The sequence below is a fragment of the Neobacillus rhizophilus genome (assembly GCF_018343535.1).
Lineage (GTDB): Bacteria > Bacillota > Bacilli > Bacillales > Cytobacillaceae > Neobacillus > Neobacillus rhizophilus.
The window spans coordinates 1,114,164-1,137,450 of sequence record NZ_JAGYPF010000002.1 but is presented as its reverse complement, the minus strand read 5'-3'; the positions used below and the strand labels follow the sequence as shown (position 1 = coordinate 1,137,450).

Annotated in this window: 24 protein-coding genes; 13 read left to right on the top strand and 11 right to left on the bottom strand. The window is 42.0% G+C overall.

Annotation, left to right across the window (positions count from 1 at the left end; all coding sequences use genetic code 11):
• Window positions 1-18: 18 nt before the first annotated feature.
• From KHA99_RS13285 to KHA99_RS13240, 10 genes are all read left to right on the top strand, one after another.
• Window positions 19-1,131: a methionine biosynthesis PLP-dependent protein gene (locus KHA99_RS13285; RefSeq protein WP_213117911.1), complete on the top strand. Its 1,113-nt coding sequence runs from the start codon at window positions 19-21 to the stop codon at window positions 1,129-1,131.
• Complete coding sequence (metC, locus tag KHA99_RS13280; protein ID WP_213117910.1) at window positions 1,131-2,303, top strand: cystathionine beta-lyase; 1,173 nt, start codon at window positions 1,131-1,133, stop codon at window positions 2,301-2,303. The genes KHA99_RS13285 and metC overlap by 1 nt, the downstream gene beginning before the upstream one ends.
• 11 nt (window positions 2,304-2,314) lie before the next feature.
• Entirely contained in the window at window positions 2,315-4,174 is a 1,860-nt protein-coding gene (locus KHA99_RS13275; RefSeq protein WP_213117909.1) for a bifunctional homocysteine S-methyltransferase/methylenetetrahydrofolate reductase, read from the top strand.
• A complete protein-coding gene (gene metH, locus KHA99_RS13270) occupies window positions 4,155-7,604 on the top strand; it encodes a methionine synthase (protein WP_213117908.1) in 3,450 nt (1,149 codons plus the stop codon). The genes KHA99_RS13275 and metH overlap by 20 nt, the downstream gene beginning before the upstream one ends.
• A 136-nt stretch (window positions 7,605-7,740) precedes the next feature.
• On the top strand, window positions 7,741-8,145 hold the full coding sequence (locus KHA99_RS13265) for a MarR family winged helix-turn-helix transcriptional regulator (RefSeq protein ID WP_213117907.1): 405 nt from the start codon (window positions 7,741-7,743) through the stop codon (window positions 8,143-8,145).
• Window positions 8,146-8,159: 14 nt separating this feature from the next.
• Entirely contained in the window at window positions 8,160-9,362 is a 1,203-nt protein-coding gene (locus KHA99_RS13260; RefSeq protein WP_213117906.1) for an MFS transporter, read from the top strand.
• 70 nt (window positions 9,363-9,432) lie between these two features.
• Complete coding sequence (gene brfA / locus KHA99_RS13255; RefSeq protein WP_213117905.1) at window positions 9,433-9,645, top strand: ribosome rescue factor BrfA; 213 nt, start codon at window positions 9,433-9,435, stop codon at window positions 9,643-9,645.
• A gap of 137 nt (window positions 9,646-9,782) precedes the next feature.
• Entirely contained in the window at window positions 9,783-10,346 is a 564-nt protein-coding gene (locus KHA99_RS13250; RefSeq protein WP_213117904.1) for an FAD-dependent oxidoreductase, read from the top strand.
• Window positions 10,347-10,628: 282 nt separating this feature from the next.
• Window positions 10,629-12,146: an MDR family MFS transporter gene (locus tag KHA99_RS13245; RefSeq protein WP_213117903.1), complete on the top strand. Its 1,518-nt coding sequence runs from the start codon at window positions 10,629-10,631 to the stop codon at window positions 12,144-12,146.
• A 268-nt stretch (window positions 12,147-12,414) separates the two neighbouring features.
• Window positions 12,415-13,248, top strand: a complete 834-nt coding sequence (locus KHA99_RS13240) for a nuclease-related domain-containing protein (protein ID WP_213117902.1) — start codon at window positions 12,415-12,417, stop codon at window positions 13,246-13,248.
• Window positions 13,249-13,633: 385 nt separating this feature from the next.
• Here the strand turns inward: KHA99_RS13240 and KHA99_RS13235 are convergent, their stop codons facing one another.
• The 9 genes from KHA99_RS13235 to KHA99_RS13200 form a co-directional block, all read right to left on the bottom strand.
• Window positions 13,634-14,032, bottom strand: coding sequence for a cytosolic protein (locus KHA99_RS13235; RefSeq protein WP_213117901.1), 399 nt, complete (start codon window positions 14,030-14,032; stop codon window positions 13,634-13,636).
• A gap of 59 nt (window positions 14,033-14,091) precedes the next feature.
• Window positions 14,092-14,265 carry a hypothetical protein gene (locus tag KHA99_RS13230; protein WP_213117900.1) on the bottom strand — a complete coding sequence of 58 codons (174 nt, stop codon included), beginning with the start codon at window positions 14,263-14,265 and terminating at the stop codon, window positions 14,092-14,094.
• Between the two features lie 74 nt (window positions 14,266-14,339).
• Window positions 14,340-14,492 carry a hypothetical protein gene (locus KHA99_RS13225; RefSeq protein WP_213117899.1) on the bottom strand — a complete coding sequence of 51 codons (153 nt, stop codon included), beginning with the start codon at window positions 14,490-14,492 and terminating at the stop codon, window positions 14,340-14,342.
• A gap of 19 nt (window positions 14,493-14,511) precedes the next feature.
• A complete protein-coding gene (locus tag KHA99_RS13220) occupies window positions 14,512-15,732 on the bottom strand; it encodes a tetratricopeptide repeat protein (protein WP_213117898.1) in 1,221 nt (406 codons plus the stop codon).
• Between the two features lie 148 nt (window positions 15,733-15,880).
• Window positions 15,881-17,140, bottom strand: a complete 1,260-nt coding sequence (locus KHA99_RS13215; RefSeq protein ID WP_213117897.1) for a S8 family peptidase — start codon at window positions 17,138-17,140, stop codon at window positions 15,881-15,883.
• A gap of 212 nt (window positions 17,141-17,352) precedes the next feature.
• Window positions 17,353-18,291, bottom strand: a complete 939-nt coding sequence (locus KHA99_RS13210; protein WP_213117896.1) for a magnesium transporter CorA family protein — start codon at window positions 18,289-18,291, stop codon at window positions 17,353-17,355.
• Window positions 18,292-18,309: 18 nt separating this feature from the next.
• Window positions 18,310-18,435: a hypothetical protein gene (locus KHA99_RS31200; protein WP_261363791.1), complete on the bottom strand. Its 126-nt coding sequence runs from the start codon at window positions 18,433-18,435 to the stop codon at window positions 18,310-18,312.
• 129 nt (window positions 18,436-18,564) lie between these two features.
• On the bottom strand, window positions 18,565-19,455 hold the full coding sequence (locus KHA99_RS13205; RefSeq protein WP_213117895.1) for a cation diffusion facilitator family transporter: 891 nt from the start codon (window positions 19,453-19,455) through the stop codon (window positions 18,565-18,567).
• 33 nt (window positions 19,456-19,488) lie between these two features.
• Window positions 19,489-19,626, bottom strand: a complete 138-nt coding sequence (locus KHA99_RS13200) for a hypothetical protein (protein WP_213117894.1) — start codon at window positions 19,624-19,626, stop codon at window positions 19,489-19,491.
• 139 nt (window positions 19,627-19,765) lie between these two features.
• Between KHA99_RS13200 and KHA99_RS13195 the strand changes: the two genes are divergently transcribed.
• Window positions 19,766-19,975 carry a YozQ family protein gene (locus tag KHA99_RS13195; RefSeq protein ID WP_213117893.1) on the top strand — a complete coding sequence of 70 codons (210 nt, stop codon included), beginning with the start codon at window positions 19,766-19,768 and terminating at the stop codon, window positions 19,973-19,975.
• A 62-nt stretch (window positions 19,976-20,037) separates the two neighbouring features.
• Here the strand turns inward: KHA99_RS13195 and KHA99_RS13190 are convergent, their stop codons facing one another.
• Entirely contained in the window at window positions 20,038-20,796 is a 759-nt protein-coding gene (locus KHA99_RS13190; protein WP_213117892.1) for a TraR/DksA C4-type zinc finger protein, read from the bottom strand.
• 231 nt (window positions 20,797-21,027) lie between these two features.
• Between KHA99_RS13190 and KHA99_RS13185 the strand changes: the two genes are divergently transcribed.
• Entirely contained in the window at window positions 21,028-21,189 is a 162-nt protein-coding gene (locus tag KHA99_RS13185) for a hypothetical protein (RefSeq protein ID WP_213117891.1), read from the top strand.
• 34 nt (window positions 21,190-21,223) lie between these two features.
• Window positions 21,224-22,588 carry an amino acid permease gene (locus KHA99_RS13180; RefSeq protein ID WP_213117890.1) on the top strand — a complete coding sequence of 455 codons (1,365 nt, stop codon included), beginning with the start codon at window positions 21,224-21,226 and terminating at the stop codon, window positions 22,586-22,588.
• Window positions 22,589-22,631: 43 nt separating this feature from the next.
• Here the strand turns inward: KHA99_RS13180 and KHA99_RS13175 are convergent, their stop codons facing one another.
• Window positions 22,632-23,255 carry a LysE family transporter gene (locus tag KHA99_RS13175; protein WP_213117889.1) on the bottom strand — a complete coding sequence of 208 codons (624 nt, stop codon included), beginning with the start codon at window positions 23,253-23,255 and terminating at the stop codon, window positions 22,632-22,634.
• Between the last annotated feature and the right edge of the window lie 32 nt (window positions 23,256-23,287).

Sequence of the window (23,287 nt, the reverse complement as noted above, 5' to 3'; positions counted from 1 at the left end):
AAAGGAGTGTAGACAAAAATGTATAAAATCGATACGAAACTAGCGCAAATTGGGAACCGCAGTGAAACTACAACAGGAACCGTTAATCCCCCAGTATATTTTTCAACTGCATTCCGCCACGAGGGGATTGGACAATCAACAGGATTTGATTATATTCGAACTGGAAATCCGACACGCCAGTTGCTTGAGAAAACCATCGCCGATTTAGAAGGCGGAGATCAAGGCTTTGCCTGCAGCTCAGGAATGGGGGCAATTTTAACGATTCTTTCCTTATTTCAGTCTGGTGATGAATGGCTGGTTAGCGAGGATTTATATGGCGGAACCTACCGTTTGCTGGAAAAAGGATTTCAAAAGTGGGGCTTGAAAAGCCAATATGTCAATACCTGTTTTCCGGAAGAAGTTGAAAAGAGCATAACTCCACAGACGAAAGCTATCTTCTTGGAGACTCCAACCAATCCGCTAATGCAGGAGGCAGATATTGCAGCAGTGGCAAAAATTGCAAAGGAACATAGCATATTATTAATAGTGGACAACACCTTCTACACCCCGCTACTACAGCAGCCGATTGCACTTGGTGCAGACATTGTCATGCATAGTGCTACGAAATACCTTGGAGGACATAACGATGTTCTTGCCGGACTCATTGTTGCTAAAGGCAAGGAGCTTTGTGAAGCATTAGCTTTCCATCATAATGGTGCAGGCGCCGTTTTAAGCCCATTCGATTCCTGGCTGTTAATGCGCGGTATGAAAACATTATCACTTCGCATGGAAAGACATGAGAAAAACGCTAAGGCGGTTGTCGAGTTCCTATCTAATAGTGATGCAGTAACAGATGTTCTTTACCCAGGACGAGGCGGGATGGTTTCGTTCCGTTTAAAAGATGAATCATGGGTAAATCCGTTTTTGCAAAACATAAATTTGATTTCATTTGCTGAAAGCCTTGGCGGAACCGAGAGCTTTATCACCTATCCGGCGACCCAAACCCACGCTGATATTCCCGAAGAAATTCGGATTGAAAAAGGCGTCTGCAACCGCTTGTTGCGTTTTTCCGTAGGAATTGAAGATGCAGAGGATATCATTTTTGACCTAGAGCAGGCTCTTGCAAAATTAGTTGAAGGAGTGAATGTGTGATGGAACACGAAGAATTTAGTTTTGAAACGAGGCTTCTTCATAATCGTCATAAAATGGATGCACAAACAGGAGCCGTCAGTGTCCCGATCCAGCACGCATCTACCTTTCATCAGTTTGAAATTGACAGTTTTGGAAAATACGATTACGCCCGCAGCTTAAATCCAACGCGGGAAGCTCTTGAAGATATTATTGCAGAGCTCGAAGGCGGAATCCGTGGGTTTGCCTTCTCTTCAGGAATGGCTGCCATTTCCACCGCCTTCCTGTTACTTTCTTCCGGAGATCACGTTGTTATTACTGAGGATGTATACGGCGGAACCTATAGGATGGTCACTGAGGTCCTAACACGTTTCGGGATTGAACATACCTTTGTTGATATGACTGATTTTGATCAGGTTAAGCAAGCCATCAGGCCAAATACAAAAGCATTTTATGTAGAAACACCATCTAACCCATTATTGAAGGTGACTGATGTACAGGCCATCAGCCAGCTGGCAAAGGCACATAACGCCCTGACCTTTGTTGATAACACCTTCCTTACCCCTGCACTGCAAAAGCCGTTGGAGCTTGGCGCCGATGTGGTCCTTCACAGTGCCACCAAATTCTTATCTGGCCATAGTGACGTTGTCGCGGGTCTAGCGGTAGTTAAGGATGAAGCACTGGCAAAAAGGCTTTATTTTTTACAAAATTCGTTTGGCGCAGTGCTTGGCGTACAAGACGCCTGGCTTGTGATGAGAGGCTTGAAAACTCTTCACGTCCGTCTTGAGCAGTCACAGAAAGCCGCTTTGCAAATCGCCAGATTCCTAGAGAATCACCCTCTAATCGAAAAAGTGTATTACCCAGCGCTCGAAAATCATCCGGAGAAGGAATTGCAGGAGAAGCAGGCAAGTGGCGCGGGTGCAGTTCTTTCATTTGAACTGGCTGACGAGGATGCCCTTAGGACCTTTGTTTCAAATGTAAAAATTCCTGTCTTCGCTGTCAGCCTTGGTGCTGTAGAATCCATTTTGTCGTATCCGGCAAAAATGTCCCATGCTGCCATGCCGCAAGCGGAAAGGGAAAAACGAGGAATTAAAAACAGTCTGTTGCGACTTTCAGTCGGACTTGAAAAACCTGAAGACTTGATGAAGGATTTTTCGCAAGCCTTGGAAAAGCTGCAGGTGAATAAGCTCTCTTAAGGAGAATAACGATGAGTTTTCTAGAAAAATTACAAAATCAAATTTTGATTGCCGACGGAGCCATGGGAACAATGCTTTATTCCTATGGAAAAGATTCCTGTTTTGAGGAATTAAATCTTTCCCGCTCTGAGCAAATTCTGAATATCCATAAAGCCTATATTGATGCCGGTGCCGATATTATTCAAACGAACACCTATGCAGCCAACTATTTAAAGCTTGGACGGTACGGGCTGGAGGATTCGGTCAAGGATATCAACAGCGCCGCTGTACAGATTGCCAAAAAAGCCGCCGGGAACCGTGCCTACGTGCTCGGGACCTTGGGCGGCAACCGTGGCATCAAGCCCAAATCCATTTCAATGGAAGAAATTAAACGGAGCTTTCGCGAGCAGCTGTATTGCCTTTTATTAGAGGGTGTTGACGGCCTTTTACTCGAAACCTTTTATGACCTCGAAGAACTCGAAACCGTTCTTACCATTGCGAGAAAAGAAACAAAACTGCCAATTATTGCCCAAGTTTCTCTTGCAGAACCGGGTATTCTGCAGGATCGTACTCCTGTAAATGAGGCATTGCAGAGACTTGAAGGGCTTGGCGCGAACGTTGTCGGTCTAAACTGCCGGCTTGGCCCGCATCATATGCTGGTAGCGCTCGAACAAATCGAACTGCCTAAGCGTGCCTTTCTTTCAGCCTATCCAAACGCCAGTCTCCCTGCTTATACAGATGGAAAGTTTCATTATGATGGTGATGCTGACTACTTCCGCAGGTCAGCGGCTGAATTCCGCAAACAAGGTGTCAGGCTTTTAGGCGGATGCTGCGGAACAACACCTGAACACATCAGGGCATTTGCCACAGAATTAAAAAATAGCGCTCCGATAACAGAAAAAGTAGTAGAATTAAAACCAAAGAAAATCATAGTTGAAGATCGTCCTGCCAAGCGGGATTACACCCCTCTTCAAGATATTGTGAAGGAACGCCCATCTGTTATCGTTGAATTAGATCCACCAAGAAAGCTTGATACAAAGAAGTTTTTTGATGGGGCAAAGGCTTTAAAGGAAGCCGGAATTGATGCGATTACGCTGGCCGATAATTCTCTTGCCCAAGTAAGGATATCCAATGAATCATTAGGTTATATGGTTAAAAAAGAACTGGGAATGCGTCCGCTAATCCATATTTCCTGCCGTGACCGCAACATTATCGGTCTGCAATCCCATTTAATGGGTCTGCACACGTTAGGAATGCACGATGTTCTGGCAATCACCGGTGACCCTGCCCGGGTCGGCGATTTTCCGGGGGCTTCTTCCGTTTATGATGTTTCTTCATTTGAACTAATTCAAATGATTAAACAATTAAATGAAGGCTTATCTTTTTCCGGAAAGGACTTGGGCCAGAAAACGGCGTTCAGCATTGCCGGAGCCTTTAACCCGAATGTCCGCTCTGTGGAAAAAGCAGTCAAACGACTGGAGAAGAAAATTGCGCATGGGGCTGACTATTTTATCTCCCAGCCTGTTTTTTCTGAAGAAAAATTGCTTGAAGTCTATGAAAATACGAAACACTTAAAAGCGCCGATCTACATCGGCTTAATGCCGCTTACCAGCAGTAAAAACGCGGAGTTCCTTCATAATGAGGTGCCTGGAATTAAAATTTCCGACTCCATTCGTGAACGGATGGCTGCGCTTCATGATAACCCGCTCCAAGCGGCCAAAGAAGGTGTTAAAATTACCAAGGGGCTAATCGATGCATCATTAGATTTATTTAATGGAATTTATTTAATCACACCATTTTTGCGCTATGAGCTTACTGCTGAACTGGCCCTTTATGCCCGGCAGCGTGCGTGTGAACTGAGGGGGAACAGCGATGTCGAAACGACCATTTAATGAGCAGCTGAAAAAACGCATCCTAGTAATGGACGGGGCAATGGGCACGATGCTGCAGCAAGCAGGTCTTTCTGCTGATGATTTTGGCGGCGAACAATACGAGGGCTGTAATGAAAATCTCAATTTAACCGCTCCAGCAGTTATTGCGCGCATTCACCGCGAATATTTAGAGTCCGGAGCTGATATCATCGAGACTAATACATTCGGCGCCGCCAGTATTGTCTTAGATGAGTATGAGCTTGGATATAAAGCCTATGAAATCAATAAAATTGCTGCAATGATTGCTGTGAAGGAAGCTCAGGCAGCTTCCACCGAAGATTGGCCTCGCTATGTGGCCGGTTCCATGGGACCGACAACAAAGACATTAAGCGTTACCGGCGGAACGACCTTTGATGCCTTAGCTGCCGCCTATGAGGAACAAGCGATTGGCTTAATTGACGGTGGAGTTGATCTGCTCCTTCTTGAGACGTCTCAAGATATGCTGAATGTTAAGGCCGGCTATGTCGGCATCCAAAAAGCGTTTGAAAAAACCGGCAAAACATTGCCGCTGTTTATTTCTGGAACAATCGAGCCAATGGGAACGACTTTAGCGGGGCAAACGATTGATTCTTTTTATATTTCCATCGAGCATATGAATCCAGTGGCTGTTGGATTGAACTGCGCAACAGGACCAGAGTTTATGCAGGACCATGTACGCTCGCTCGCTAATCTGTCCGGAACCGCAGTCAGCTGCTATCCGAATGCCGGCCTGCCTGACGAGGAGGGCCACTATCATGAGACACCGGAAACACTGGCGAAAAAGCTGGCTGATTTTGCCGCTCATGGCTGGCTCAATATTGTCGGCGGCTGCTGCGGTACGACCCCTGATCACATTCGTGCTATTGCGGATGCAATGAAAGATTACAAGCCAAGGGAATTCCAGCCATCCTCCCATCATATGGTTTCAGGAATTGAACCGTTCATTTACGATGATCCTACTTTAAGGCCAATCATGGTCGGAGAACGGACCAATGTTATTGGGTCACGCAAATTTAAACGTTTGATAGCTGAAGGTAAATTTGAAGAGGCGGCAGAAATCGCCCGTGCCCAGGTAAAAGGCGGAGCGCACGTCATCGATATTTGTCTTGCTGACCCGGACCGTGAAGAGCTTGTCGATATGGAAAACTTCATCACCGAAGTCGTCAAAAAGGTAAAGGTGCCGCTTGTCATCGACTCAACAGATGAAAAGGTTATTGAAAAGGCGTTGAAGTACTCGCAGGGAAAAGCGATTATTAATTCCATCAACCTTGAGGACGGCGAAGAACGTTTCCAAGCGGTAGTGCCATTGATTCACCGATACGGGGCTGCCGTTGTTGTCGGTACTATTGACGAAACAGGCATGGGGGTTACTGCAGAACGCAAATTGGAAATTGCCCGCCGTTCGCATGATATCTTAGTCAACAAATATAAATTGAAGCCTCAGGATTTAATTTTTGACCCATTAGTGTTTCCTGTAGGTACAGGTGATGAGCAATATATTGGTTCTGCTAAAGCCACAGTTGATGGCATCCGCTTAATCAAGGAACAGCTTCCTGGTGTGCAAACGATACTCGGCATAAGTAACGTATCCTTCGGGCTGCCCCCTGTCGGCAGAGAAATATTGAATTCCGTATTCCTCTACCACTGCACTCAAGCGGGACTTGATTATGCGATTGTCAATACAGAAAAGCTGGAACGGTTCGCTTCCATCTCCAAAGAGGAAGTGGCACTTGCCGAGGCCCTTTTATTCGATACTACCGATGAAACATTGGCTGTTTTCACTGATTTTTATCGGGATAAGAAGAAGGTAGCCAAAGGCACTACGCTCGATATGAGTCTTGAAGAGCGGCTCGGCTATTATATTATCGAAGGGACAAAGGAAGGACTCATTCCTGATTTGGAAGAGGCACTCGCCAAGTATCCTGCCCCTCTTGATATTATAAATGGTCCGTTAATGGACGGAATGAAGGAAGTCGGACGACTGTTTAATGATAACCAGTTAATCGTCGCCGAAGTTCTTCAGAGTGCAGAAGTCATGAAGGCCTCCGTTTCCCACTTGGAACCTTTTATGGAAAAAGGCGATGTGTCTGCCTCAAAAGGAAAAGTTATTTTGGCCACTGTTAAAGGAGACGTCCATGATATTGGGAAAAACCTGGTCGATATTATTCTCAGTAATAATGGTTACGAAGTCATTGATCTTGGGATTAAGGTGGCACCTGCCGAACTAATTAAAGCTATTCGCGAAAACCAACCGGACATGGTTGGGCTATCCGGTCTTTTGGTGAAATCGGCCCAGCAAATGGTGTTAACGGCACAGGATATGAAGGAAGCAGGCATCTCCCTCCCTATCATGGTAGGCGGTGCGGCACTTTCCCGCAAATTTACGGATACGAAAATTGCCAAGGAATACGAAGGACTTGTTCTTTACGCCAAAGATGCGATGAATGGCTTAGCACTCGCCAACCAACTTCAATCCCCAGAGGAGCTTGAAAGATTATTCGCCGAAAAACAGGAAAAGCTGGCCGCCTTAGATGTACCACGAGAGCTGCCAGTCCGCTCTGCTCTCACTACGGCTGTTAAGCCGAGGGCTGCTGTCTCTACTGAGGTTCCGGTTTTTGTTCCAAAAGATACAAAACGGCATGTACTAAAATCCTATTCCTTGTCGCATATTGAGCCGTATATCAATATGCAGATGCTGTTGGGCCACCATCTAGGTGTGAAAGGGAAAATTTCAAAACTGCTGGCCGAGAAGGATGAGAAGGCTTGGAAAGTAAAAAACATGGTTGATAATCTGATCGCGGATGCCAGCGCAAATAGCTGGATTACACCTGCGGCCGTGTATCAATTTTTCCCGGCACAATCTGAGGGTAATAATGTTCATATTTATGATCCGGAAAATCATGAGAAGATAATTGAAACATTTGATTTTCCACGTCAGGAATCTGCACCATATTTATGTTTGGCAGATTTCCTAAAGCCAGTCGATAGCGGCCTCATGGATTATGTAGGTTTCTTTACGGTAACTGCCGGAAGGGGCATTCGCGAGCAAGCTGATCAGTTTAAAGCGTCCGGCCGCTTCCTTGAAAGCCATGCCCTGCAGTCGCTCGCTCTTGAAAGTGCCGAAGGTCTGGCAGAATTGATTCACCGGCAGATGCGTGACCGCTGGGGCTTCCCGGACCCTCTAACCTTTACAATGCAGGACCGTTTCGCGGCCCATTATCAAGGCCAGCGCTTCTCATTTGGTTACCCTGCCTGCCCTGACCTAGAGGATCAGAAGAAGCTCTTTAAACTAATCCAGCCGGAGGATATCGGTATCCAGTTAACAGATGGCTGTATGATGGAGCCTGAAGCATCTGTTTCTGCCATTGTTTTCGCCCATCCGGAGGCAAGGTATTTTAATGTGTTAAGATAGTCTTATAAAGATTCCGCGGAATAATGTTCCGCGGAATTTTTTTTAGGAAGGTCGACATATTGTGAACATTTCTTGACATTTTTTAATATATCCATTATAGTTACCTAGGTAACTAATTATTGATTTGGAGCGAATTATGATCAATCACGAATTAATCCATACCCTTCATCAATTATCACGACGTCTAACGAATAAACTCAATGAAGCACTGAAACCAACGGGATTATACGGTTCGCAATGGGCCGTTATTTTTGTTTTAAAAAACAAAGGCTCATTAACTCAAAAAGAGCTCAGTGAATATTTAGCTGTTGAAGCACCTCCCATGACCCGAACGATCCAACGCATGGTTAAACAAGGCTACGTTAAACAGATTCCCGGTCAGGATAAACGTGAAAAACGTGTTGAATTAACGGATGAAGCGCATGCCAAATATCCGGAGTGGGAAAAAATCGTCATCGAATTGAATAAATCATTGCTCCCAAAATCACATAAGGAGGAGCTATATCAACTTCAAAAAAGCTGGCTTGAACAGCTTTATTAAAAGGAGTGCATTAAATGTCTAACAAACCAAAATTATGGACGAAAAATTTTATTGGTATTTCTGCAAGTAACTTTTTCTTATTTTTGACCTTTTATATTTTGCTAGTAACACTTCCAAGTTATGCGCTGAATGAGCTTCACACAAGCGCTTCACAGGCAGGATTAATGACAACCGTCTTTTTGCTTTCTGCTATTATTTCGCGGCCGCTTGCAGGTAACTGGCTTGAACGTGCTGGAAACAAAAAGGTGCTGTTAACCGCGCTGATTCTTTTTGCAGCAGCGGCTCCCTTTTACCTATTCCCTAAAACAACAGCTGGATTTTTAGTCATCCGCCTGCTGCACGGTATTGGTTTTGGTATGGCAACAACAGCAGCGGGGGCGATTGTTGCTGACATCATTCCTTTTTCCAGGAGAGGTGAAGGAATGGGTTATTTCGTCTTATCAACCAATATGGCCATGGTATTAGGACCTTTTGTCGGGTTGATGACGATGCAGCAATGGGGCACTAAAATCATGTTTATCATAAGCATTGCAGTGGCAATTGGCGCTTTGATTACCGGTCTAAGCGTTAAGCTTCCAAAACAGGAACAAGACGAACAGAAGGTGGCTGCAGCCTTCTCGGTCCGAAATCTGTTTGAGCTTTCCGCTGTTCCGATTGCCATCGTTGGCGGCTTCCTGGCAATTGTTTATTCAGCACTGCTTTCTTTTGTATCTATCTATGCAGCCCAAATTCATTTAGAGCATGTTTCGAGCCTGTTCTTTGTTATTTATGCGGTGGTCCTGCTAATTTCAAGACCTTTTACAGGAAAATGGCTGGATTTATATGGTCCAAACGTGATTTCTTTTCCATGTCTCATTCTATTTGCAATTGGAATGGTCGTCTTGAGCCAAAGTAATGGGGCGTTTACGTTCCTCCTTTCGGCAGGCCTAATCGGTTTAGGCTGGGGAACACTTTTTCCAACCTTCCAAACGATTGCGATTCAAAATGCAGAACCTCGAAAAAGAGGCTTAGCAACAGCAACATTTTTATCCATTTACGACACTGGTATCGCATTTGGGTCATTTTTAGTGGGCATAATTGCCGCCAAAATGGAATATAGCTCGATGTATTTCATTTGTGCATTTTATATTTTAATCGGTGCTGGTTTATTTTATGTTCTTCATACAAAAAGGAAGGCGACTACAAAGGCGCAATCTAGAGCTCAGGAAATATCATAAATTTCTCTTACATCACTCCTTCAAATAGTATATAATGTTATCCAAGCAATTTTTAAAGGAGTGATTTTTTATGGCAAAATCAAAAGCCAAAAAGCTGCGCGAAAAGCTTTCCAGGGAAGGAAAAATGAATCCCGAAGCAAAGCGGAGCCCGTTTGTTTTTACCGATATGAGAAACCGGGTAACAAAGACTAAAAAAGACCATTTATACCAATTTAAGCACAGGAACCATCAAACCCCGGACGGAAATGATGGTTCTTTTTATTTTTCCCAAGCAGCCAGATAGTTCCGCAGATGTCCATTCCCCGTCAAGAAAGAAATTATTTCGTTCTCCAAACATTTAGAAATAAGCAGTTCATTTTACTTTTAGTTTGTAATTGGCTACCATTATTATTGAAAAAATAAATAATTGGAGGTTTTGATATGTTTGATGTAGTCATCGTTGGTGCAGGCGCTGCTGGCGCTAGTGCTGCTTTATTTACTGCAAAAGCCGGGAAACAAACATTGGTTGTTGATAATGATAAGAGCATGACTAAACGGGCGTGGATTGAAAACCATTATGGTGTAAAAGAAATTACAGGCCCTGAACTTGTTGAAACCGGAAAAGAACAGGCTCGTAAATTTGGTGCAGAAATTGTTCAAGCGACCGTTACAAACATTACGAAAACTGATGCTGGATTTTCAGTTGAGACAGATCAAAACACTTACGAAGCAAAACATGTAATTATTGCGACCGGTGCTTTGACTGACCTCGCTGAAAAAGCTGGCTTAAATACAAAGCCAGGTACAGAACCAAGAATCAAAACAGTTTTTGATGTAAATGCCGAAGGAAAAACAAACATTGACGGTATTTGGGCTGCCGGTACTGCTGCTGGTGTCAGCGTACATACAATTATTACTGCTGGTGACGGCGCAAAGGTTGCCATTAATGTGATCAGCGAAATCAATGGTGAGCGTTACGTTGACCATGATGTTTTGAAAGCTTAAGCTGCCTTTGATTGTAATTCTAATACGATAAATGAAAACTCGCTGATTGGCGAGTCCGTTAGGACGAAGACAGAGGCGTAGTTGAATTTATGCGTTAAGAAATATAAAGCTTTCTACAGAAAGTTTATACTTTCTTATTAGCTAAGTTTAATCCCCTTGCAGAAGGGGATTTTTTTTATAAAAATTTAATTTTATTTTCTATCTTCTGTCAGTTAAACTATTTCGGAGGAGTTTTTTTGGGCCATCGGCCTATGAGTTTAAAAATTGAATAAGGAGACTTTTATGATCAAACATGACAGCAATATTAACCTTGTGACAGCCGGTCTGCTTCTGGCCATTTTGATGTCAGCGATGGACAACACGATTGTTGCCACTGCGATGGGAACGATTGTTTCCGACCTTGGCGGGCTCGATAAATTTGTTTGGGTCACCTCTGCCTACATGGTAGCCGTCATGGCGGGCATGCCGATATTCGGCAAACTTTCCGATATGTATGGGCGGAAACGCTTTTTCCTGTTTGGGTTAACGGTGTTTTTGATTGGTTCGGCCCTCTGCGGATTCGCACAAACCATTGTCCAATTAAGTATTTTTCGAGCCATTCAGGGCATTGGCGGTGGCGCATTGATGCCGATCGCTTTTACGATTGTCTTTGATATTTTTCCGCCGGAGAAACGCGGAAAGATGACCGGCCTGCTTGGCGCGGTTTTCGGCCTGTCAAGCGTACTTGGCCCGCTTTTGGGTGCTTATATTACGGATTACATCAGCTGGCATTGGATTTTCTATGTTAATATCCCACTTGGACTCGTTTCGATAATTTTAATTGTTCGTTATTATCATGAATCCTTACAGCATTCAAAGCTAAAAATTGATTGGCTTGGTGCGGTTACCCTGGTCATTTCGGTTGTCAGCCTGATGTTCGCGTTGGAGCTGGGCGGAAAAGAATATGATTGGGATTCTGCTCCGATTATCAGTTTATTTACAAGTTTTGTAGTCTTTTTCGTTGCATTTTTTATAGCAGAATTCAAGGCTGCAGAACCGATTTTACCGTTATGGCTTTTTAAAAGACGGTTGTTTGCTGCATCGCAGATTCTCGCCTTTTTATATGGCGGCACGTTTATTATTTTAACAGTGTTTATTCCGATTTTTGTGCAGGCGGTTTATGGCGGAACGGCTAAAAATGCAGGGCTGATTTTAACACCGATGATGCTTGGATCTGTTGCCGGGAGTTCTATCGGAGGTATTTTTTTAACAAAAACGTCTTATCGGAATTTAATGATCATCTCGATAATCTCATATGCTGTTGGCATGTATTGCCTAGGTACCATGACCGAGGATACGTCCCGCTTGATGCTGACCATTTTCATGATTCTTGTAGGCTTTGGCGTCGGGTTCTCCTTCTCCCTTCTGCCCACTGCCTCGCTTCATAACCTGGAACCGCAATATCGGGGTACAGCGAATTCCACGAACTCGTTTTTGCGCTCGTTTGGAATGACGCTGGGGGTAACGATTTACGGTACGATTCAAAATAATGTCTTTACAGATCGTTTGAAAGAGGCATTTAAGGGAATGCAAGGTGCTGGCGGCGGTGGGTTTAAAATGGGTGATCCACGGGAAATCTTTGAAGCAAGCGAACGTGCGAAAATTCCTGGGGTTATTTTAGATAAGATCATTCATGCGCTGTCGGAATCAATTACCTATACCTTTACGCTTACGTTGATTCCAATTGCTTTGGCGGCTGTGACGATATACTTTATGGGGAAAGCTCGGGTTGAGGTAAATAAAGAAGGTTCACGGGGGTAATTAGAGCACTGGATCCTGTTTGGGGTCTGGTGCTTTATTAATTCGCCAATAGAATTGCCAGAATCGCCAATTGAACTTATTAATTCGCCAATAGAAATCCAAAATCCGCCAATAGAGCATAAAAATCCGCCAATAGAAATTTACTTACAATTTAAAGGTTTTCAATTTTTAATACCGGACGCAATTTTTTAATAATTTTCGATAAAATTCGGCAGGATTCACCCTCTTTTTTTCGAATTTATTTTTCAAAAAGAAAGGAGAGGTTACCTTGCTTATAAAAGACAGGACAATTCCAATAAAAATTCTTATTTTGGCGGCTATTTTACGGCGCCTGCCACTAAGTAACATGAAGTATCAAGAAATTTTGGATGAACTTAGAAGGAGGGAAGCTGGATATCAGGGAGAAAAATCACTCGATTTCTATTTTCGAATGCTCCCGAAAGACAAATACATGATACTTCATGATTTAAATCTTCCTGATAATGAATTTAACCTTCAAATTGACACCCTTCTGATTACTCCTGCATACGCCTTAGTTATTTCAGTTAAACATATGGCCGGGAAATTAATAATTGATACCGAAAATGAGCAGTTTACGCAAATCGTTAATGAGAAAGAGAAGGGTTATCCTTATCCGGTTGCTCAAGTAGAGAGGCACCAAAAATATATTAAAAAGTTGCTGACCGATAATGGTTATCCCCCATTACCCGTTGAATATTTAATTGTCTTTAGTAATTCCTATTGTACTTATGTCGTATCTGGCCCCAATTCCCGCAAAGTAAAGCCCCGTACCTGTAAGGCTGATGTTCTTCTCAACAGAATTGAATTCTTCGAAAAATTGTATCCCGATGCAATCCTCACCTCGAAAGAACTCCGAAAACTTTGCAAATATCTGGTAAAGTTGAATACACCACCAACAAAGTATCTATTAAAAAAGTTTGGAATTCAAAGGTCAGATCTACTAACCGGGGTTCAGTGCCCTTATTGCGGTTATCTTCCACTAATCCGTAAAAAACAAAAATGGTGGTGCCCTCGCTGCGACAAATATTCAGCTGATGCCCATATGAATGCATTGATGGACTATTTTTGCTTTATGATATGAAAATTACTAGTAAAGAATTTCGTGCGTTTACACATTTAAAATCAATTCATACCGCGAAAAGACTTCTTCATTCTGAAAAACTAAATCATACTGGAGAAAACAGGTATAGAATTTATTTTCCTAAATCATTCCCATGGTAAGAATTCAATTCGCCAATAGAAGTGTCGGATTCGCCAATAGGATCTTATAATTCGCCAATTGAAGTCCTTAATTCGCCAATAGACTCGAAAAATTCTCCAATAGAAATTTTTTAGAAGGAAATTTCCCTTTTTTAAGTGCTAAAATTTATAATTTTTCAAAGAAAAATACCCTTTTCAAAGACTAATAAACAAGTTTTAGACCAAAAACATCAAAAGGACGCCAAAAAATCGGCGTCCTTTTAATGTTAAACCTCCAAATCCCTGCCTTCACCCGCAATATGAAATAGTAAATGCGCTAAATGATGAACCGGGCCGTATGCTTCTTCGTCCTCTTCATCTTGTTCATCATTAAATTCAAAATCATTCAGGTAGAGGGCCATAAATTCGTAAAAATCCTTAAGCTGGAAGGAGTAGCAGGCAACTGGATCCTCGTTGTCTTCTTCATACTGGAGCACCATGTAGGAGATGTCCCCGTCTTTGTCTGCTCCATCGAAAAAAATGAACAAGCCAATGTTTGTGTCCAGTTCAAATAGATGTCTTGTACCGCCTTCTGTCGCTTTTTCAAATTCCTCTTGATTTAATTTTTGAACCTGCATCGTATCAACATTATCTTCTTGATGAAAACTTACCACAAAAGATTTCATTAAAATACCTCCTAAATAACTACCAAAAATTTAAACACATATGAATAGCATAACCATTTTTATTGGTTTTCTTTCGAGTCTTCCTGATAGTGTTCATTCAGGAAGGGATTTTCTGTCGTGGCAAAATTCACAGATAATAAGCTCATTTCCGGATCTAATCCGTAAAGCCCTTTAACAGACTTGTCTTCTGCCTTTCCGCTTTGAAACTGCGGCTCTTTGTTCCTATTGGTCATAAGAAACACCTCTTCAAAAAATTTATTACTTATTATGCACAAAAAAAACCCCTGATTAATCAGGGATTTTCCTATCAACCGATTGGCGGTTGGATTGGAGGTGGTGAAGACATGTAAGTAGAAATTGCTACATCATTGCTAGTCTTTTGAACTTTCCCATTGTCAGAAAATGTGAAGAGCCCTAACACCGAAACGGATAGAACAAATCCAATAATAAACTTCTTCATAAATTTGCCTCCTCTTTTTCTATGTAATTTTATTTAAATAATTGACAGCTTCCAAAACCATATCCTTTTCAAAATAATAATCAGCAAGCATTTTATAATAATGGGTAAGGTCCTCTTGGGAATCATTTTCCTCTTCTAAAAAAGGTATTACTTTTGATTCCAAGTATTTATAGCCCTTTATCGGAGAAGACATAAGCTGCAGATAATATTCGCTTAAAAGTCTAAATTTCTTTACCCCTAGATCCTTTGCAAGAGAATTTACTTCTTGAAAGCATTCTATCGATTTTTCCTTTGCCCCTAAAAAGTAATTAATTTCTCCAATGGAATATAAAGTAACGAGGTAGTGCTGATTAATATTCGGCTGCAGTTCCAAACTTTTTTCATAATAGAACAGCGACTCATTAAGATGCTTCATTTTAAATTGCAAATGCCCCATATTATGGTAAATTTGCGGAAGTAACTGTTCTTCTTTTAGTAATTTGGCATTTCGGATAATATGTTGGAAACATTCTTCCGCTTCTTCATATATATTTGAGTTAGTATAATTGATCCCTAACAGCATAAGGGTATGAAGAATCCGGATAAAGTTATGTTGATTCATAAACATTTGCAGCGCAAGTTTACCAAAATGAATGGCATGGCCCGACTGCTCAAGAGAACTCTTTACCAGAGCCCGATGATAAAGGAATTCCCCATCCGATGCCTGATAGTTATTTTCAGTATGAAGGGTATCAAATATGTCATCAGCATTTTTATATTGACCCTTCCACATTAAAAATACCGCATTATAATAACGAAATAAATACTCTTCATGTTGGGAAAAATTTTTCTTTTGCTTATACAATAAATCTTTTTGGTGTTCGGCTTCGTCCATTTTTCCCTTAAATAATAGATACCTATATTTATATAAACCCCAAATGTGGATATACTTAGAAAACGGAATTAAATGTTCTATCTGTTTTAGTTTCTGATAAGTTTCCTCTATTTCTTCTTTTAAATAAAAGTTAATCCTGTTACTAAATTCCCGAATAAGGATTTTTATTTTTTCCTCATTTTCCTCCATCTCTTCCATGCTTATATCCAGTCGTTCAAGCAGAAGGGCGATGGTCTCCTCGTTTGCTTCTTTGGAGTTGTTCTCTATTTTACTTAAATGGGGAACCGAGCATATCCCTTTAGCAAGCTCTGCCTGGGTGATTCCTCTCTGGGTACGATAGTATTTGATCAGTGCTCCAAATTCCATTATGTCACCAGCTTGCCTCTCTTTTTTACACTATTTTACATCAATAATTTCCATTCTGAAATATATTTTTTCAGACTATTATTAAATAACAAAAAACATGGTCTTCACAGTATCAAAGCGGCGGGGACCTGAGCCCCCGCCACTATTATTATTTTACTCTAGGGAATCCGAAGCCTGATGCATAATCGTCGCCCGTTGCGGAACCAGAGCCGCCTTTAATATCATATAATTTTGCCCGGTTTTGCAGTTCAGCGCGAAGCTGGGTATGGGACCAGGATGGGTTTGCCGCCCATAGCTTCGCTGCAAGCCCGGAAACATGCGGAGTTGCCATTGATGTTCCGCTAATCGTGTTATAGCCGCCATCCTTCCACGTCGATTCAATCGCTCTTCCCGGCGCAGAAACTTCGACATCGCGTTCCTGAATGATATAATCACCTGCTGTTACAGGATTTCCGCGTGATGAGAAGTCCGCGACGCGATAGGTGCCATTTTCCTGAACATTTTCCAAGGCAGCAACAGCCACCGCATTTACAAGAGCGCCTGGGTAACCGATGGTGTTTGAACCAGGTCCATCATTTCCGGCGGCGGCGACAACAAGCACTCCTTTGCCATATGCATAATTAACCGCATCCTCAATAAGGGTGCTCTTTGTACTTGAGCCGAGCGACATCGAAATAATGACCTTTGAACCAAGACGAACCCCTTCATCAGCTGCCTTGCGAATGGCTCCGGCAATATCATCCGAATACCCCGATCCGCGGTCACTTAACACCTTATAAGCCCACAGCTTGGAATCTGGGGCAACTCCATAGATCCCTGTGCCATTACTGCCCCCGTTAGCGAGGATAGTCCCGGCGACATGGGTTCCATGCCCGTTGCCATCATTACAGCTTCCCTCAACTAGAGGGGACTTATTTTGCGAAAAGTCCTTGCATTGTTCAATATTAGCCGCCAAATCGTTATGATTAATAACCCCTGTATCTAGTACCGCTACCTTTATTCCACTTCCGCCGGATGTCGCTAAAATAGTGGCATCATTATAAATTGCCTCTATTCCCCATGGCGTCCTGTCACTTGGACCCGTGGCAATCCCTCCTCCCGGTTTTGCCTTAGCCTCCGGTTTATCTGCGAGCTGAATTTCTGGAAGATTTTCAATCGTTAAGTTTTTATTTTTTAAAAGCGCTTGGTATTGCTGGGAATTAACTGTTGTCGTAAAGCCCTCCACTCCAAAATCCCAGCGGGCACCATAATTGGCTTTGGCTTGTGCCTTTTCCGCTGCCGGGCCTTGAATGAATACCCGATAAGACTCCTGACTGCTTGTTTGCTGTCCAAAGGCACCTGAAGCAAACGTCGAAATTCCCATGACTGCACTGAGTAGAACAGTCCCCAATAATCGTCTTTTTTTCATCCAGAAACTCCCCTCGAAAAGTATGTACAGCGTTTAGCGCTGATACAAAAAAACTATTCGGGGAAATCACAACCGATAACAGGTAGTCAAGCCATCTCATGTTGGGAAAATTTTTTATTTTTTTAAAAATTAACAGTAAAAAATTACAGTCTTATTAACAGTTAGCTCTTACAACATAAAACCGCCCATCTTCCAAGGGGCGGTTTTGTCTTTTAAAAATATTTCTTTTTCCAAAAAATATAGGCCGTTAAACAGGCTAAACATGCCGAGAGGATCAATGGAATTGCAAATGCATAGGTGTTTTTCTCGAATGGAAGCTCTACGTTCATCCCGTAAAAACTCGCCACCATCGTCGGCAGTGCGAGAATAATAGTGATGGATGTTAAAAACTTCATAACGATGTTCAGGTTATTTGAAATAATTGAAGCAAATGCATTCATCATTCCCGATAAGATAGAATGATAGGTTTCCGCCATCTCAATCGCCTGCGTTTTTTCAATAATCACGTCTTCTAATAAATCCTTATCTTCCTCATACATTTTCAAATAATTAAAGCGCAAAATTTTATCCATAACGACCTTGTTTGACTTTAGAGAAGTAGTGAAATAAACCAAGCTTTTTTCCAACGCAAGAAATGCGTAAAGTTCTTTATTTTTCAAGGATTGATGAACAACCCGCTCAATCTCATTGGTTTTCTTATTGATTTGCTTTAAATATCGAAGATAATAAGATGAAATGACAAATAATATCTGCAGGGCAAAACGTGTTTTTTTGAAGGTGTAAAATTCCTTTACCCTGTTTTTCCGGAATTCATCAATAATTGGAGAATCCTTCAAAGAAACGGTAATAATATTATCATCGGTCAGAATAATGCCGATTGGGATTGTCTCGTAAACGGCAAGACCTGATTCATCATGGACGATATAAGGAAAGTCGACGATAATGTAGATTCTGCCATCGTCACGCTCAATCCTTGGGCGCTCTTCATCGTCCAGCGCGTCTTTGATAATGTCGATGTCGACCTGTGCGTCATTTGAAACTTTGGCTATTTCTTCTGCTGTCGGGGCGTACATATTTACCCAGCAGCCCTTTGAAATGGCATCCACCTTTTCTAACATTCTTGTTTCAGTGCTTTTAAAAATTTCCAACATGCCAAAACCTCCTCACTCTCATTTTTGAGGAAGCCAACCGCCTTTTTTTAGAGTTGATATTCTTGCAGCAGCCAATTTCATCAATTCAAAAAACACATTGACTTCCCCGTTCCTTTCAGGGTCCGGGTCTATGGAATAACTCAAAAATATCAACTCCTTCTCTGTAGTTATCTTTATTTTTTAAGGGTACCGCAAGATGCAGCACCCTATACCAATCCTATCATAAACCCAAATTTCCGAAAGTACAAATCAGTTTTTTTTGGTAAATTATTTTTATTCCGGAAAATAAGGGTTTAAATGAATAAGCACTTCTTCGATATTGTCATGCTGATCCATCAGCTTTACCTTGATGGATCTGGCAAGATCATGCCCTTCCTTAATGGTTTTATAATGGTCAATGGAAATCCGTAAATCAACCAAAATGTAATGACCGAGTTCTCTAGCCCTAATTCGGTCAATCCTCCTCACATCGGAAAATTCATGGATAATAGCAATATATTCTTGAATGGTTTCATTGTTAATATTCCGCTCCAGTAAAATATCGAATGCTTCAGTTAACATTTCTTTGGCAATTTTAAAAATGAGATAGGCGACAAAAATACTTGCTACCTTATCACCGTACTGCAGGAGATGAATCGAAAAGCGTTCACCGATGATGGACAGCAGAACACCAATGGCAGCCGCAAGCGAAGCAACAATATCGGCTTTGTGATCAAACGCAATTGCTTCAATCGCTTTTGAATTATTCTGTTTGGCCACGTTCATGGAACTTCTATATAAAACCACTTTTGCAACGTAAGAAAATACCGCCACCCACATCGCCAAAAGGCTCGGTGATTCGACTTCCTTGAAGAAACCTGTAATCCCTTCGTATACAAGATAAATAGACACAAGTAACAATAAAATACCCACAATTCCTGAAACAATGACCTCTGCTTTCCCATGTCCATATGGGTGCTCCTCATCGGCAGGTTTATTGGCAATTTTGATGACCAGCAGAACAATAACGGATGCAAAAACATCGGCAGCTGAATGGATTCCATCGGCAAATACGGCATCACTATGGCCATACCAGCCTATTATCATTTTTCCTAAAGTAAGGATAATATTACTTATTACACTTATCCAGGCAATTTTTTTTGCCAAAGCTTCTCTTGATCCCATAACAACCCCCTAAAACAATCCCAAGCTGTTCCTCTACTCTTCATGCACGTCTTTTTCTTTTTTAATCATTTCGATTTCTTCGATTACCGAGATTCTGTTAATTTCATCATGCAAAAAGTGAAATGCCTGATCCAATTGTTCCTGCGATGGAAATTCAGTTCTCTTCTTCATATATAGTGCCCCTTCCATGGATTTATTTTATAGGAGTAAGACTAAAATAAAAAGAAACAATACAGATGTAACACGAAAAGCGAATGCGCCTTGATCAGGCGCTGCAGCTAGACAATTATAACAAAAAGGAGAGAGATACATGGTGAAAAAAGACCCAAAAAAAGGAACTGAAGTGGCGGGCAGCTTCTTTCATGCAAGTTATTATCAAAATAGCGATCCACTTTCCTCCGGTTTTGCCACGACACATGAGCAGGTTAGCGATGTCTATGCTGAGGGTGAAATCGGTGCCGTCGTCGAAAATGAAGACGGTGCAGACATTCCGCTGAATAATAACAATAAATCAGAGTAAATATCAGAGAAAACAGCTCTCGTTTGAAAGCTGTTTTCTTTTTTTAAGAATCAGGTCCTTTGCTATCTATCGTCCCGATCCACATACGGGTCATGTTCGTAAGCCGGTAAATCCCCGAAACTTGTCATGATCCCTTCTTCATCAAGTGAGTCCTCATATTTTTCATGCTGTGGATTCGGATAAACGGTGATATTTTTTCCATACATATCATTGCCGACAAAATTTTCATAATCCTCGACATAGCCGATATTTTCATCTGCCTCAACATACACGTCCTGATAATTATCCTGCGGGAAGGCCAGGTCGGATGGCGTGTCCGACGTTCCCCATTGTGCAACAGTCTGCCAGGAATCCTCCGCATCAAAGGCAACGCTCTCGTCCTTTTCATCCATATCAAATTTACCAAATGGAGGCATGAGGACACCTTCTTCGACAGGACGTTTATGAGAGGTCACCTGATCCGGGCTATGCTCAATGCAGTACGTAGTGTTCGGCAATGCTTCCAAACGCTCAAGCGGAATCTCCTTATCGCATACTTCACATTTACCGTATGACCCATTTTCCATCGCCTCTAAAGCCTTGTTAACATTGTAGAGCTCTAATTTATAATGTTCCAGTAAAGCATTATCTTTTTCCCGCTCATATAGCTCCGTTGCTTCATCAGCCGGATGATTGTCGTAGGAGGACAATTCGCCCGTTGATTCATGAGCATGGCCTCTTTCTAAACCTAAGTGGTCATTTTGCTCCAAATGTGCCTCCAGCCCACTCTTTTCCTCTAATAATTGCAAGCGCAAACCAGCCAGCTTTTCTGTCGATAACATCCAAATCTACCCCTTTCATTAGAAAAGCGTTTGTTATAAAAAATCTATATCATGCCTGATGTGTCCAGTTTTGTCTAGTTCCTCTTTAGTTTCATTTGTTTCGCGGCGGTTTATGTAATAAAAATTTAATTCCATAAAAAAACAAACTGAACATCCTTTGAAGATTGAATAAGAAACAAGCAAGAGTATATCTTAAGAAATATATTTGAGCATTAGAAAAGAGGGATTAATTTGGTAAATGAAAACTTTGATAAGTTTAAAAAGGCGCAAGAAAAACACCAGGGAGAGTATTTAGGGTCGGATAGAAGACAAATGCCTGGCCTAAATGATGAAGACTATAATAACCAAAGCATTACTGGCAAATCACCAGGTGCCACTGGGCGCAACGTATAGCCGGGGCCAAGATCAGTATAAAAGGAGATATTATATGGGTAAGTCAACGTCTGGCTCAAAGGAAACTACTTTGCGCTGGTGGCAGCTTTCCTTGTTTGGGATTGGCTGTACAATCGGGACAGGTTTTTTCCTGGGCTCGAGCTTGGCAATTAAGATGGCGGGACCGTCCATTTTAATTGCCTATTTAATCGCTGCGCTTGGCACCTATTTAGTATTTGATGCCCTATCAAAAATGACCGCCAAAGAGCCGCTTGAGGGCGGCTTTCGGTCTTATGCCAAAAAGGCTTACGGCAGATGGGCTGGGTTTAGCAGCGGCTGGGTATATTGGTGTTCAGAAGTTTTGATTATGGGGAGCCAAATGACCGCTCTATCTATTTTTTCGCGATTCTGGTTCCCAAACATTCCCCTCTGGGTATTTGCTGCCGTTTACGCCATCCTCGGATTGGCCGTCATTCTTATTGGTGTGGGCATTTTAAATAAGCTGGAAAATGTTCTTGCTGTCTTAAAGGTGGCAGCCATTTTAATGTTTATCATTATTGCCCTGTTGGCCATATTTGGCGTGATTGATGGTGACCGTCCGATTCAGTATCCTAACAGCAAAAAGGATTTCTTTCCGGGCGGAATGAAAGGACTGTGGTCTGCTGTTATTTTTGCCTATTATGCCTTTGGTGGCATTGAAATTCTAGGTTTAATGGCAACTAAATTAAAAGACCCTAAGGAAGCTCCAAAGGCCGGCAGGGTTATGCTCTTTTCCCTAATGGTCATCTATGCCCTATCGATAGGGATTGCCGTCACCATGGTCAATTGGCAGCAATTCAACGCCAAGGAAAGCCCGTTTGTTATTGCATTGGATGCTTACAACCTTTCGTTTGTGCCGCATATCTTTAACGGTGCTTTAATAATTGCCGGCTTTTCCACCATGGCTGCTTCACTTTATGGAGTTACCAGTGTTTTAGTTACCCTTGCAAAAGAAGGGGATGCTCCGGCAAGCTTTGCAAAGGAAGGAAAGCTAAAGATTCCGCTGCCTACACTAATTCTTACAATGATCGGCATTACTGCATCTGTCTTGTCAGCATTACTGATGCCAAATCGAATCTATGAATATATAACGACTGCAGCCGGATTGATGCTGCTTTATAATTGGATGTTTATTCTTGCTTCACCAAGAAAAATTCTTAAAATAACTGCTAAAGATAAAATAAAATATTTTCTTGGAATCCTGTTGATTCTAATTGCGGTAAGCGGCACCTTATTCCATACCTCAAGCAGACCTGGTTTCTTCATCAGCATTGCTTTTGTTGGAGTGATCGGTGCAATTACCTTAATCATGAGAGTGAAATGGAAAAGAAGTGAGAAGAACAAAAAGAAAACCATCCTTAAACCATGGCCGACAGCTTAATCCGTCAAAAAGGCGGCAAAATGCCGCCTTTTCCCTAAAGTGATTAAAATAAAATACTTATCGCCTGAAAACCAAAATACATGCCGAACGCTATTAAAGATAGACCTGAAAGTATCGAAATTACCACAAGAAGCCTTGATGTTAAAAAATTTCGAAAGCTGCTGGCCACACTCGCCATCATAATGTCCCAAATCAACAGCCCAATAAAAATGGCGCTGCTGTACAATACAAGCCTCCCCGCATCATAAGAAGCGGCCGTTTTCGCAAGAACAGAGCCGTAAATTCCCAACCAAAATAGAATCGTTAAAGGATTGGAGATTGACATAAAAAAACCGGTAAAAAAGGATTTTAAAAGTGGCTCCTTTCCACGATAATGATTCATATGGATTTTCCCAACATTAAGGATCGTTTCCACCCCCGTATAAATGAGCACAAAAAAGCCAAAAAGCCACAGAAAGGTCTGCATAAACTCGGTATCGAGGAACTTTACTACTCCTATGTAAACGACTAGCATATATACGCCATCGGCAACTACCGCACCTACTCCAATCAGCCATGAGTGCATAAAACCGCTCCGGATTCCCCTGTCAATTTGCGCTGCATTAATCGGACCAATGGGAGCAGCCAGTGATAGCCCTAGTAAAATATAACTTAAAAATACATTCATTTGATCTTCTCCCCCCAAAAAGCCTGTCTATA

Excerpts from the sequence above, each read along its gene's own strand:
- KHA99_RS13180 (WP_213117890.1), top strand. The coding sequence starts at position 21,224 with ATGGGTAAGTCAACGTCTGGCTCAAAGGAAACTACTTTGCGCTGGTGG.
- metC (WP_213117910.1), top strand. The coding sequence starts at position 1,131 with ATGGAACACGAAGAATTTAGTTTTGAAACGAGGCTTCTTCATAATCGT.
- KHA99_RS13220 (WP_213117898.1), bottom strand. The coding sequence starts at position 15,732 with ATGGAATTTGGAGCACTGATCAAATACTATCGTACCCAGAGAGGAATC.
- KHA99_RS13245 (WP_213117903.1), top strand. The coding sequence starts at position 10,629 with ATGATCAAACATGACAGCAATATTAACCTTGTGACAGCCGGTCTGCTT.
- KHA99_RS13275 (WP_213117909.1), top strand. The coding sequence starts at position 2,315 with ATGAGTTTTCTAGAAAAATTACAAAATCAAATTTTGATTGCCGACGGA.
- metH (WP_213117908.1), top strand. The coding sequence starts at position 4,155 with ATGTCGAAACGACCATTTAATGAGCAGCTGAAAAAACGCATCCTAGTA.
- KHA99_RS13230 (WP_213117900.1), bottom strand. The coding sequence starts at position 14,265 with ATGACCAATAGGAACAAAGAGCCGCAGTTTCAAAGCGGAAAGGCAGAA.
- KHA99_RS13190 (WP_213117892.1), bottom strand. The coding sequence starts at position 20,796 with ATGTTATCGACAGAAAAGCTGGCTGGTTTGCGCTTGCAATTATTAGAG.
- KHA99_RS13215 (WP_213117897.1), bottom strand. The coding sequence starts at position 17,140 with ATGAAAAAAAGACGATTATTGGGGACTGTTCTACTCAGTGCAGTCATG.
- brfA (WP_213117905.1), top strand. The coding sequence starts at position 9,433 with ATGGCAAAATCAAAAGCCAAAAAGCTGCGCGAAAAGCTTTCCAGGGAA.
- KHA99_RS13200 (WP_213117894.1), bottom strand. The coding sequence starts at position 19,626 with ATGAAGAAGAGAACTGAATTTCCATCGCAGGAACAATTGGATCAGGCA.
- KHA99_RS13205 (WP_213117895.1), bottom strand. The coding sequence starts at position 19,455 with ATGGGATCAAGAGAAGCTTTGGCAAAAAAAATTGCCTGGATAAGTGTA.
- KHA99_RS13210 (WP_213117896.1), bottom strand. The coding sequence starts at position 18,291 with ATGTTGGAAATTTTTAAAAGCACTGAAACAAGAATGTTAGAAAAGGTG.
- KHA99_RS13225 (WP_213117899.1), bottom strand. The coding sequence starts at position 14,492 with ATGAAGAAGTTTATTATTGGATTTGTTCTATCCGTTTCGGTGTTAGGG.
- KHA99_RS13175 (WP_213117889.1), bottom strand. The coding sequence starts at position 23,255 with ATGAATGTATTTTTAAGTTATATTTTACTAGGGCTATCACTGGCTGCT.
- KHA99_RS13195 (WP_213117893.1), top strand. The coding sequence starts at position 19,766 with ATGGTGAAAAAAGACCCAAAAAAAGGAACTGAAGTGGCGGGCAGCTTC.
- KHA99_RS13250 (WP_213117904.1), top strand. The coding sequence starts at position 9,783 with ATGTTTGATGTAGTCATCGTTGGTGCAGGCGCTGCTGGCGCTAGTGCT.
- KHA99_RS13235 (WP_213117901.1), bottom strand. The coding sequence starts at position 14,032 with ATGAAATCTTTTGTGGTAAGTTTTCATCAAGAAGATAATGTTGATACG.
- KHA99_RS13265 (WP_213117907.1), top strand. The coding sequence starts at position 7,741 with ATGATCAATCACGAATTAATCCATACCCTTCATCAATTATCACGACGT.
- KHA99_RS13285 (WP_213117911.1), top strand. The coding sequence starts at position 19 with ATGTATAAAATCGATACGAAACTAGCGCAAATTGGGAACCGCAGTGAA.
- KHA99_RS13260 (WP_213117906.1), top strand. The coding sequence starts at position 8,160 with ATGTCTAACAAACCAAAATTATGGACGAAAAATTTTATTGGTATTTCT.